Origin of the sequence: Vibrio sp. 10N.222.48.A3 (genome assembly GCF_041475345.1) — a bacterium.
GTDB classification, from domain to species: domain Bacteria; phylum Pseudomonadota; class Gammaproteobacteria; order Enterobacterales; family Vibrionaceae; genus Vibrio; species Vibrio tasmaniensis_A.
Genome location: NZ_JBFRVX010000323.1, coordinates 1 through 11,328, shown reverse-complemented (window position 1 = coordinate 11,328; position 11,328 = coordinate 1). Strand labels below are relative to the sequence as shown.

At 42.6% G+C, this 11,328-nt stretch carries 9 protein-coding genes and 1 pseudogene; 6 read left to right on the top strand and 4 right to left on the bottom strand.

The features are described 5' to 3' along the window. From AB4653_RS10320 to AB4653_RS10305, 4 genes and pseudogenes are all read right to left on the bottom strand, one after another. Nucleotides 1-483, bottom strand: a pseudogene (locus tag AB4653_RS10320) (ligase); the annotation flags it as partial. A 96-nt stretch (nt 484-579) separates the two neighbouring features. Continuing rightward, nucleotides 580-3,411: an excinuclease ABC subunit UvrA gene (gene uvrA / locus AB4653_RS10315; RefSeq protein ID WP_009847871.1), complete on the bottom strand. Its 2,832-nt coding sequence runs from the start codon at nt 3,409-3,411 to the stop codon at nt 580-582. A 197-nt stretch (nt 3,412-3,608) separates the two neighbouring features. Continuing rightward, entirely contained in the window at nt 3,609-4,481 is an 873-nt protein-coding gene (galU, locus tag AB4653_RS10310) for a UTP--glucose-1-phosphate uridylyltransferase GalU (protein WP_009847870.1), read from the bottom strand. A 154-nt stretch (nt 4,482-4,635) separates the two neighbouring features. Continuing rightward, nucleotides 4,636-5,283 (bottom strand): LuxR C-terminal-related transcriptional regulator, encoded by a 648-nt coding sequence (locus AB4653_RS10305; RefSeq protein ID WP_009847869.1) that lies wholly within the window; start codon nt 5,281-5,283, stop codon nt 4,636-4,638. Nucleotides 5,284-5,561: 278 nt separating this feature from the next. On the opposite strand from AB4653_RS10305, the gene AB4653_RS10300 reads away from it, so the two are divergent. The 6 genes from AB4653_RS10300 to AB4653_RS10275 form a co-directional block, all read left to right on the top strand. Continuing rightward, nucleotides 5,562-6,119, top strand: a complete 558-nt coding sequence (locus tag AB4653_RS10300; RefSeq protein ID WP_009847868.1) for a single-stranded DNA-binding protein — start codon at nt 5,562-5,564, stop codon at nt 6,117-6,119. Between the two features lie 161 nt (nt 6,120-6,280). Further along, nucleotides 6,281-8,296 (top strand): RNase E specificity factor CsrD, encoded by a 2,016-nt coding sequence (gene csrD, locus AB4653_RS10295; RefSeq protein WP_102257741.1) that lies wholly within the window; start codon nt 6,281-6,283, stop codon nt 8,294-8,296. 2 nt (nt 8,297-8,298) lie between these two features. Continuing rightward, nucleotides 8,299-9,741, top strand: coding sequence for an MSHA biogenesis protein MshI (locus AB4653_RS10290; protein ID WP_009847866.1), 1,443 nt, complete (start codon nt 8,299-8,301; stop codon nt 9,739-9,741). Continuing rightward, a complete protein-coding gene (gene pilO, locus AB4653_RS10285; protein ID WP_009847865.1) occupies nt 9,741-10,388 on the top strand; it encodes a type 4a pilus biogenesis protein PilO in 648 nt (215 codons plus the stop codon). Before AB4653_RS10290 ends, pilO begins: the two co-directional genes overlap by 1 nt. Then, nucleotides 10,381-10,713: a hypothetical protein gene (locus tag AB4653_RS10280; protein ID WP_009847864.1), complete on the top strand. Its 333-nt coding sequence runs from the start codon at nt 10,381-10,383 to the stop codon at nt 10,711-10,713. The genes pilO and AB4653_RS10280 overlap by 8 nt, the downstream gene beginning before the upstream one ends. Before the next feature lie 15 nt (nt 10,714-10,728). Continuing rightward, a partial coding sequence (locus tag AB4653_RS10275; protein ID WP_372104069.1) for a secretin N-terminal domain-containing protein occupies nt 10,729-11,328 on the top strand: 600 nt, incomplete at its 3' end.

Sequence of the window (11,328 nt, the reverse complement as noted above, 5' to 3'; positions counted from 1 at the left end):
AGGTTCTAATAGGAAATATTGCACATAGCCAAATAGTGCCTGTATGACAACAGCAAGCACAATGAACCACAATATGCGCTGCTTGTGCTTATTGCTGAACTTAAATTGTTGCAGCACGACGAATAATGTAAAGCCCGCCCACAATCCAAGTAAGCGCCCTGACGCTCCTTGAGGAGCGGCGTTGCTGTATAAAATCGGCAGTGTGAGTATGATGCAGCTTATCAACAAGCCAATCGTTAATTTGGAATACTTGAGTACTCGGTTAGTAGCAAGTTGGTAGAAGCCAATCGCCAGCGTAAAGCTAAGGGCTAACCAAGTGGTTGGATTAAAGGATAAAGTAAGGCCTGAGCCTCCTGGGTTAGGCATGAAAAAATGCATGGCTAATAAGAATACAACAGCTAGAGAGGCCAGAAATGCTTTATTGAGTGGTAGCTTAGTTACCTGATTTTCTAGTTGGGTACCGCTAGTGTGTATTGTTGCCATAAATCCCTAACCTTATAAAAACAGAGCTTGTTCCTTCTGAAACAAGCTCTGTTACTTTAACATTTTTCTGTCTGCTCGCAGGACGCTATTTTACACCTACTTCAAATTTAACATAGGTTTAAGGAAGCGAGCCGTATGCGAACCTTCGACTAACGCCACATCTTCAGGAGTACCTTCTGCAACAATTTCACCGCCTCCTTGACCACCTTCAGGGCCAAGATCTAGGATCCAGTCCGCGGTTTTGACGACGTCTAGGTTATGCTCAATCACGACAACCGTATTGCCGTGATCACGTAATCTATGCAGTACCGTTAATAGCTGTTGAATATCGTGGAAGTGAAGCCCTGTTGTTGGCTCGTCGAGAATGTATAAGGTTTTACCTGTATCTCGTTTCGACAGCTCACGTGCCAATTTAACACGTTGGGCTTCACCACCAGATAAGGTTGTCGCTGCTTGTCCGAGGCGAATGTAGGAAAGGCCAACATCCATTAAGGTTTGCAGCTTACGAGCAATAACAGGAACAGGGTTGAAGTATTCTCGAGCATCTTCGACAGTCATCTCTAGAACTTCGTCAATGGTTTTCCCCTTGTAGCGGACCTCTAGCGTTTCACGGTTATAACGCTTACCTTTACACACATCGCACGGTACATACACATCTGGCAAGAAATGCATCTCTACTTTGATGACACCGTCTCCCTGACACGCTTCACAACGACCACCACGAACGTTAAAACTGAATCGACCTGGCTTGTAGCCACGAGATCGTGATTCTTGTGTACCTGCAAATAACTCTCGAATTGGAGTGAAAATACCAGTGTAGGTTGCAGGATTCGATCTTGGTGTTCGACCGATAGGGCTTTGATCAATATCGATTACTTTGTCGAAATGCTCTAAGCCTTTAATCTTTTTGTGCTGCGCCGGAACTGCAGTTGTTGCACCGTTCAATTGAGTGTGGGCGACTTTAAAGAAGGTGTCATTGATGAGTGTTGATTTACCGGATCCCGATACACCAGTAATACAGCTGAACAAGCCTACAGGGATTGTCGCAGTGACATTCTTTAGGTTGTTCCCAGTCGCGCCAACGATCTCGACGACCTTTTTCTTATCGATAGGCGTTCTTTGTTTGGGGATCGCAATTTCTTTGGCGCCGCTGAGGTATTGCCCAGTTAAAGAATTCGGATTTTCGATGATGTCTTGCATGGTGCCTTCAGCGACCACGTGACCACCATGAACACCTGCGCCTGGGCCTATATCGATAACATGGTCAGCGCAACGAATCGCATCTTCGTCATGCTCAACAACAAGTACGGTATTTCCTAAGTCTCTTAGGTGAACCAGAGTTTGCAGTAGACGTTCATTATCACGCTGGTGGAGGCCAATCGATGGTTCATCCAGCACATACATAACGCCAACTAAACCGGCCCCAATTTGACTTGCTAGACGAATTCTTTGCGCTTCACCACCTGACAGTGTTTCTGCACTGCGTGATAGGTTCAGGTAATTCAAACCAACGTTCACCAAAAAATGCAGACGATCATTGATCTCTTTCATCACTTTATCAGCAATTTGTCTACGCTGGCCGTCTAACTTCAACTCTTGGAAAAATTGTAGTGCGTCAGCAATGCTGAGCTGAACGATTTCTGGCAGTGTGGTATCGCCAATAAAGACGTTTCTTGCTTCTAATCTTAAACGCGTACCATCACAGCTAGAGCATGACTTCGTTGATATGTACTTGGCAAGATCTTCACGCACCGCGCTAGATTCAGTGTCGCGGTAACGGCGTTCCAGCGTATTTAAAATACCTTCAAAGGGGTGACGCTTGACTCGGATATCACCACGATCATTGATGTATTTGAATTCAACTTCAGTTCTACCAGAGCCCTTGAGGATGATCTCTTGAGTTTTCTTTGGTAAAGAGTTGAACGGAGCATAAAGGTCAAAACCATAATGGTCTGATAGCGATGTCAGCATTTGGAAATAGTAATAATTTTTCTGATCCCAGCCTTTTATCGCACCTTCTGCAATGCTTAGGTTCTCATCTAAAATTACTCGACTTGGGTCAAAATATTGTTGAACACCAAGTCCATCACAAGTACCACATGCACCAGCAGGATTGTTGAATGAGAATAGGCGAGGCTCAAGTTCTTGCATGCTGTAGCCACATTTTGGACAAGCGAAGTTTGCAGAGAACACGATCTCTTCTTGTTCTTTATCATCCATCCAACCGACTACGGCGATGCCACCAGAGAGCTCTAATGTTGTCTCAAACGATTCAGCTAAACGCTGTTGAAGATCTGGGCGAACCTTAAAGCGATCAACGACAACTTCAATGGTGTGCTTCTTGTGCAGCTCCAATGTGGGAGGATCGGACAGATCACAGGTCTCACCATCAATACGGGCACGAATAAAGCCTTGAGCCGCTAGGTTCTCAAGCGTTTTAACGTGCTCACCTTTACGTTCTTTGACTATTGGAGCCAACAGCATCATCTTTGAACCAGCCGGTAGCTCTAAGACTTTATCGACCATTTGGCTGATGGTTTGTGCTGCAAGAGGGGTATTGTGATCAGGACAGCGCGGCTCACCAACTCGCGCGTACAGTAATCTAAGATAGTCATAGACTTCAGTAATAGTACCGACGGTTGAGCGAGGGTTATGTGAAGTCGATTTTTGTTCTATGGAGATGGCTGGAGATAAACCTTCGATGTGGTCGACATCGGGTTTTTCCATGAGAGATAGAAATTGACGAGCGTAGGCCGACAAAGACTCAACATAACGACGTTGACCTTCTGCGTAGAGGGTATCAAACGCAAGTGACGACTTTCCTGAACCTGATAATCCAGTGATAACCGTCAGCTTATCACGAGGTATGGTTAGGTTAATGTCTTTGAGGTTATGCGTACGAGCGCCTCTAATTTCTATTTTATCCATCTCAACAGACCATGTAATTTTAAGTGGCTAAAGTATTACATAGAGTGAGATTTGTGCAAAGTTTTACTGGATAAAAAAACAGTAATAAAAAAGGGCGACTCTTTTGAGTCACCCTTGGAATCATTTAATGTGCTGTTAACCAACCGCTCATTGCTATTAATTAAATAGCTAAACAGTGAGTAAGCCAAAATTAGCGATTAAGCTTCTTTTGTGGTTGAGTGCTTACCTAGCTCGATTTGTTGTTGATCTTTTTTATATAGGTTTTCAAAGCAGTAATTTGTTGCTTCGATGTAGCCTTCAACACTACCGCAGTCAAAACGTTGGCCTTTAAATTTGTAAGCCAATACACAGCCTGCTTTTGCTTGTTTCAGCAATGCATCAGTGATCTGGATCTCACCGCCTTTGCCTGGTTCAGTCTGCTCGATAAGCTCAAAGATATCTGGGGTCAGGATATAACGGCCAATGATCGCTAGGTTGCTTGGAGCAGTGCCTGGCTCTGGCTTTTCTACCATGTCATCGACACGGAACAGGTCATCTTTGATCATCTCGCCAGAGATAACACCGTATTTGTGAGTCTCTTCTTCAGGAACTTCTTGTACTGCCACAATTGAACAGCGGAATTGCTTGTATAATGCAACCATTTGAGTCAGTACACCTTGCTGTTCGTTCACACAAAGGTCATCAGCAAGCACAACCGCGAACGGTTCATCACCCACAAGCTCACGCCCCGTCAAGATAGCATGACCTAGACCTTTCATTTCGCGTTGACGAATGTAGGTGAAGTTTGCTGCTTCAATCGTCTCACGAATATTGATTAGCAAGTCTTCTTTATTGGTACCGCTAATTTGGTGCTCAAGCTCGTAGTTCTTATCAAAGTGATCCATCAATGAGTGCTTACCACGGCCTGTAACAATGCACATACCATCCATACCTGCTTCGATGGCTTCTTCAACGCCGTATTCAATCAGAGGTTTGTTCACAACAGGCATCATTTCTTTAGGCATTGATTTAGTTGCTGGTAGGAAGCGTGTACCGTAGCCAGCTGCCGGGAAAAGGCACTTTTTGATCATGATAAGACCCTTTATCTATAATAATTATTGATTCAACTGATTTGTTGATATTTCTGAGGGCAACTCTAGCATATGTTATGTCGAAAATTCAGCAACAATACCTATGATTACTCGAGCTTCCCTCATTATTATTGTCAGATTAGAGGCGAAGCGGTTATGCAAGCAAGTTTTGGTTTGCCCATGCAATAGCTTGGACTCTATTTTTCACCGCTAACTTACGGAATATTTGATAGAGGTGGGATTTGACCGTGAATTCGCTAATGAAAAGGTCATCGGCTATTTGAGTATTTGATGATCCTGATTGAAGGCAGCGAATGACTTGGATTTCACGAATAGTTAAATCAACATTGGTTGGGGTCGTATTGGTATTGACCATGTTACGATAATAAAACAGAAGTTGATTAGTCACCTTCCTTGGTAACCAATTATCACCATCGATCACTTCTTGAAGACCACGAGCAATCTTGTCCTTTTGATCTGTGTTGTAAAAGAGTCCTTTTAATACCCCATAGGTCAGCAGTTCTGAGGTAGGAAGTTGCAGAGGAACATTGAATAAAATTATCTCATGATTCTTCCACATCACGGGTAGGTTAGGACAAATAGCCAATAGCTGTGGTACCTCTTTGTAATCAACGAGTAAGATGCGATTGCTCTGCTTTCTATCAACTAGCATCAATTCACTTGGTGTCATTTTGTAGAGAATAATGGATAAGTGTTTTTCGATTTCTTTTACGTGTAGGTAAGTGTCACTCGGATCGATGCACAGAAAGTGTAAAGTGCGAGCGTATCGAGATTTTCTCATTGAAACGTCCTGTTTATATTTAATGAGATTTCACGTTGTCATGCACATTTTTACTTCTCTAGCACCTTTTATGTGACTTGCGTTGAATATCAACTCTCAAAGTAAATGAGTGGTTTGTAAGTGGAGGAAAAAGCAACATCGCTCTGAATATCATGATTTGTTACGTTTTTAATCTTTGTCGTGAGGAGAGAATAGGAATGCGATTTATCACTGCAGAAAAGCATGCTATTCTTGTGCGCTAAAATTTTCTGAGACTATGAATTTAGACGGAGCAAATCATGGCTAGCCGTGGAGTTAACAAAGTTATATTAGTGGGTAACCTAGGTAATGACCCTGAAATTCGTTACATGCCAAATGGCGGTGCAGTAGCGAACATTACCATTGCAACGTCAGAGTCATGGCGTGACAAAGCAACTGGCGAACAGCGCGAAAAAACAGAATGGCACCGTGTTGCTCTGTTTGGCAAGCTGGCGGAAGTTGCTGGTGAGTACCTACGTAAAGGTTCCCAAGTTTACATTGAAGGTCAACTTCAAACGCGTAAATGGCAAGATCAAAGCGGTCAAGATCGCTACACAACAGAAGTCGTTGTTCAAGGCTTCAACGGTGTAATGCAAATGCTTGGCGGTCGTGCTCAAGGCGGTGCTCCTGCCCAAGGTGGTATGGGTAACAACCAACAGCAAGGTAGTTGGGGGCAACCACAGCAGCCACAACAACAGCAGCAACAATACAGTGCGCCAGCTCAACAGCAGCCGAAAGCACCTCAACAAGCTCCTCAGCAGGCTCAACCTCAATATAATGAGCCGCCGATGGATTTTGATGATGACATCCCATTTTAAGCACTGTTTTTAATATATTATAAAAGCAGTATTAAATTGGAAGAAGCCGCGTTCATCGCGGCTTTTTGTTACCTACAATTCTTAACGCTTTATTTACAACGTCAATTTATAGTATAAGTAGCAATACGGTATAATGTGAGTTGAAAAGGATTTCGTTATTCATGAGATATACCCCGACACTAAAATTGAGCACTCGATTGGTCGCATTTGTCACCGTGATAGTGATCAGTGCGATGTTCATCCTTTTTATTGGTGGCACACTCTCCTTTAAGCGTATAGGACAGGAATATTTAGATCATTATTTGGTTGGCATTGTCGACGTCGTAGATAAAGAGATGGAAGATCCAGATGCTGCGTATTCAATGCAACGTTGGATGCCGAAGATGTTGCAGGCAAGCAATATCGTTGAGATGAAGCTTTCAAACAAAACCGGTATCGTTTACCGATTTAAAGATACCTCCCCACAAATTGATCCAAACCGTCTCTATGAAAGAAGCTTCATTTTAGATCGAAATGAAGGCTATCAAATCGAATTTAAAGCACTCCCCCCTTATATTGGTTACAACTACTCGATTGAAGCTATGTGGTCGATTACTTTGGCGGTGGCATTGATCCTTTTTTGTTTGGCTCGTGGTGTTCGTTGGTTAAAAGAACAGTTAATGGGCTCAGAGATTTTGGAAGAGCGAGGGAGAATGATCCTTGCTGGGCAGGTAGAGGCTCATTCAAAAGGGGACGAGCGAGAATGGCCATATACGGCAAGTGAAGCGCTTGATGTACTGATTGAAGAGTTGAAAGATGCACGCCAAGAGCGAAGTCGCTTTGATACTTTTATCCGCACCCATACTTTTCTAGATAAGCTCACTGGTACAGCCAACCGAGTACTATTTGATAACAAACTTGAATCTGTACTGCATGAAAGTGGCGCTCGTGGAGGCGTTTTACTGATACGTATCGACGAGTGGGAACAAGTTCGAGATTCCAATGACAAGCAGCTCACCGACGGATTTATTATTGAAGTTGGTGAAGTATTGTCGAATATTGTTCAGCGTTATCCCGATGTCATTTTTTCTCGCTATTACGAAGCAGACTTTGCCGTGTTTATTCCGCATCAAGGAACAAAGGATATTGCGACGTTGGCTGCTCAATGTTTAAGGCAATTAGATAAATTGACTCCGCCGGAGCCTTTGGAGTCAGATAACTGGTGCCATATTGGCGTGACAATGTATGTCGAAGGTGAACGCCATAGCCAAATCATGGATGAAACGGAAACAGCGTTAAAGAGCGCTCAGTTAGAGCGCATTAATAACTGGAGCCGTTACCCAAAAGAAAATAAAAGTGAGATAGACAGAGGCAGTGTTCGCTGGAGAACATTACTTGATAAAGCCCTACTACCTGAAAATTTAGTAATCTTTGCTCAGCGGTGTTATCTTATGCCGGATTCCGGTCAAGTTAATGAATTGCATAAAGAAATATTCATTAGAATTCAAGATCCAGACAAAGGTCTATTGAAATCTTCTCGTTTTATGTCTGCGGTAGAACAAGTCGGTTATCAAGCTCAAATGGATCAATCGGTTTTGACGGTTTTGTTTAAGTCGCTGAAAGTATCAACACAGCCTGTCAATTATTCGGTGAACTTGAGTGTCACTCCGTTTGCAAATAAATCACATTTTAAATGGTTCAGAAGTGAGTTGTTACAGCTCTCTGCTCAGCATCGTTCTCAGCTTGCTTTTGAGTTTTCAGAAGGCCATCTAATTACTCACCTTGATTATATGCGACCAGTGGCGAAGATGTTACGAGGGTTAGGGTGTAAAGTGGTGGTTGGCCAAGCTGGGCGAACCATTGTTAGTACTCATTATATAAAGGATTTGAAGGTTGACTATATTAAGCTTCATCGAAGTTTGGTAAAGAAAATCGATCAAAGGCATGAAAACCAACTGTTTGTTCGAAGTCTGATTGGAGCATGCGGTGATTCTCCAACTGAAGTGATCGCGGTCGGAGTTGAGACAAAGCAAGAAAAGAATACCTTGATAGAGTTAGGCATTAACGGTTATCAAGGGAGATATTTCGACGAAGAACAACAAATCATTCCCTTGCCTACTCAAGGGAAGAAGACAGTGAAAGCTGAATCCGTTGTAAAAGTCGGTCGAAGAAATCGATGGCGTAAGAGTAATAGTTAAGCATGAATTTTAAAGCGATTTTAGACAAAATAAAGCCAACGAATAATAACGGTAGTTCTCAAATTGTCCTTTTGGGTAATGATACCGTTTATATTTCATCGACTGAGTCAAAACCTCAAGTCACCAGTTTCCCTGTGGTTAACGGTGACTGGGAAAGTGCGCTGAAAAAATTGTTGAGCAGTGAGTCGCTTACCAGTGATTGCCTTCAGCTAATTGTTTGTGCTAACTACTACCAAACTTATCAAATTGATAAACCGGACATTCCACAGAGTGAATGGTCGGTTGCATTGCCTTTTCTATTGAAAGATCTGATCTCTGAAAGGGTGACTGAGATTACAGCGAGTGCGGTAGCGCTACCGACCTCGAATAAGCTACAAGTGTATGTTTTGCCTAAAAAGCTATTGGACAAGCTTGTAAGCATTACTAATTCAGCACAAGTTGATCTTAAAGGTATTGCTCCCGAAGATGAAGTTTGGGGCTACAGTGCTGGTGAGCTCTCTAATTTCATTCTTTTACAACGCAGCCCCAACTCACATTTTAAGCTTGGTGCATTTGTTGAAAACACGGTTTGCTTCCAAAGAACAATCCGCAGTGTTGTCCCCCCCTTAACTGGTACCGCATCAAGTGCATTGCAGTTGGATGGTCTAGCTTTAGAACTCCAACGATCGATTGATTACCTGTCTTCTCAAATTAAAGGCACTCAACTTCATCAGTTAAAAATCTGCTGTGATGATGAAGATGAAGCTGAATTACAGAGTGTGTTAAATAGCACATTGAGTTCGACCGTTTCTTTGCTTGTTGAAGGTGAACGCGAAAATTCAGAGAAATGGTTAGTTACGCTCGCGGCTGAAAAGAATATTTTTAACGTTAATCTCTACCCTGAGCACCTTAAGCCTAAAAAAGAGTATTTCACTCTAGTGAATGTGGTTATGGTTTGGGGGCTTGTGTGTACCTTGTTGCTTGGCAGTTATAGTGTAATGCAGTATCAAGCATCGAATTTGGATGAAGAGCTAGCAGCTTTACAATATGACTTGAATCAGCTTAACCAAGAAGTTAACCAATTAAACAGTCAGTTAATTCAACATAAACCGTCTCCAAACAAGGTAGCTGCGGTTGCTCGTCTCACTAGTGAGACGCAAGCGAAAAAAGAGGCGTTGAAGGCGGTCGGTCAATTCGATGAATCTCAGCAAGTCGGGTATTCTGGCGTCATGAACTCCTTCGCTCAATTAGGCCGAAATGACATCTCGCTTTCGCATATATACATGACTCACGATACCTTAGAGCTTAATGGTTTTGCCCGTGATGCAAGTGTAGTTCCAAATTGGGTTGGTCAATTTAAGAATGAACTTAATTTAGTCGGACGTACCTTTGAAAAGATAAAGATAGGTCGAAATGAGCAAGATGTGGTGACGTTTGAGTTAAGTACTCATAGGGAGAGTGAATAATGCAACTGTGGAACCAGCTTAGCGATAAGTTCCTTGCATTAAGCCTGAGAGAGAAATGGCTACTTTTCGTGTGTGGTCTAGTGGGCTTATCCATGCTTGTATTTACCTTATTGATTGAACCTGCATATCTTGATTTACAAGAAAAGAATGTGAAGTCGATGAGCCTTACGCAGTCAAATCAGAAACAACAAGGTGAATTACTTGTTCTACAAGCCAAGTTGAACAAAGACCCAGATAAAGAAATTGATCTTGAGTTAAAAAAACTATTGGTTGAGAGCCAAGAGCTATCATTTGAGCTCGCTGAAATCGTTGATAGGTTGGTTACGCCTTCTCAAATGGCGCAGTTATTAGAGAGCGTTCTTAATGCAGGTAATGGACTGAAGCTTGAGTCTTTAGAATCGTTACAACCAGAAGCTATTTCGGACAATCAAGAGAACAGTGACAATTCAAAGTACTTTCTCCATCCTGTTAGAATGGAGTTGACGGGTAGCTACTTCGATATTTCAATTTATCTTCAAGCACTTGAGTCACTTCCTGTGAGCTATTATTGGCGCACGTTTGAGTATTCAGTAGAAGAATATCCCAAAGCTCGACTTGTGTTCGAGGTTTACACCCTAGGTACCAGACAGGAGTTTATTGGTGGTTAGAACTCTAGTGTTATCTTTGCTGTTTGGTAGTTCAGTGGTATGGGCAGAACAAGACCCAACAGCGCCATTAGGTTGGCTTTCGCCCCAACAGAAATCAGCATCAGCTAAAAAGGCGCCAGTTCAATATCGTTTACCGTCCCTAGAGAGCATTGTTTGCAAGGGCGATACACCTTGTTATGCGATTATGAATGGTCAGATTCTCGAACAAGGAGAAACGATCAGAGGGTACCGAGTTAAGAACATAGATCCAGAGTACGTCACTCTGCAGAGAAGCTCTAAGCAGTGGAAATTAGAGATGTTCTCTTTAGATGTTAAGAATAATTAAGGTTAGAGTGAAGACATGCGTAAACTTGTAGTAGCAATTCTAGTGTCATCTTTAGTCGGCTGTTCGATGGGGCATAGAGATCCTGTTGAGATAAAAGAGTCTTTAAACGAATCTATTAATGAAGCGAATAGTAAAGCACTTCATGACTTACCTTCGTCGGTACAAGATGACCTTATGCCTCAGCTAAGTTCGGACTCTATGTCTCCGAGTGTGGAAACCGTCAAGCGCTTTCGTATTCAAGCAAAAGGTGTTGAAGCGAGAACCTTTTTTGCAAGCCTAGTGAAAGGTACTGAGTACAGTGCCGCGATTCATCCAAGCGTTGCTGGAAAACTCACTCTAAATCTAACAGACGTGACGTTAGATGAAGTACTGGCTGTTGCTCAGGATATGTATGGTTACGATATTGAAAAGCGTGGCAAGGTCATTCAAATTTACCCTGCTGGCCTGCGTACAGTCACGATTCCAGTGGATTACTTGCAAGTAAAGCGTTCTGGTCGTTCTTTAACGACGATTACTACTGGAACAATTTCCACTTCAGACTCTAACTCTAACTCGAACTCATCTAACTCGAATTCTAATTCGTCTAATTCAAACTCATCGAACTCGAACTCGAAC

Excerpts from the sequence above, each read along its gene's own strand:
- AB4653_RS10300 (WP_009847868.1), top strand. The coding sequence starts at position 5,562 with ATGGCTAGCCGTGGAGTTAACAAAGTTATATTAGTGGGTAACCTAGGT.
- uvrA (WP_009847871.1), bottom strand. The coding sequence starts at position 3,411 with ATGGATAAAATAGAAATTAGAGGCGCTCGTACGCATAACCTCAAAGAC.
- galU (WP_009847870.1), bottom strand. The coding sequence starts at position 4,481 with ATGATCAAAAAGTGCCTTTTCCCGGCAGCTGGCTACGGTACACGCTTC.
- AB4653_RS10305 (WP_009847869.1), bottom strand. The coding sequence starts at position 5,283 with ATGAGAAAATCTCGATACGCTCGCACTTTACACTTTCTGTGCATCGAT.
- pilO (WP_009847865.1), top strand. The coding sequence starts at position 9,741 with ATGCAACTGTGGAACCAGCTTAGCGATAAGTTCCTTGCATTAAGCCTG.
- csrD (WP_102257741.1), top strand. The coding sequence starts at position 6,281 with ATGAGATATACCCCGACACTAAAATTGAGCACTCGATTGGTCGCATTT.
- AB4653_RS10290 (WP_009847866.1), top strand. The coding sequence starts at position 8,299 with ATGAATTTTAAAGCGATTTTAGACAAAATAAAGCCAACGAATAATAAC.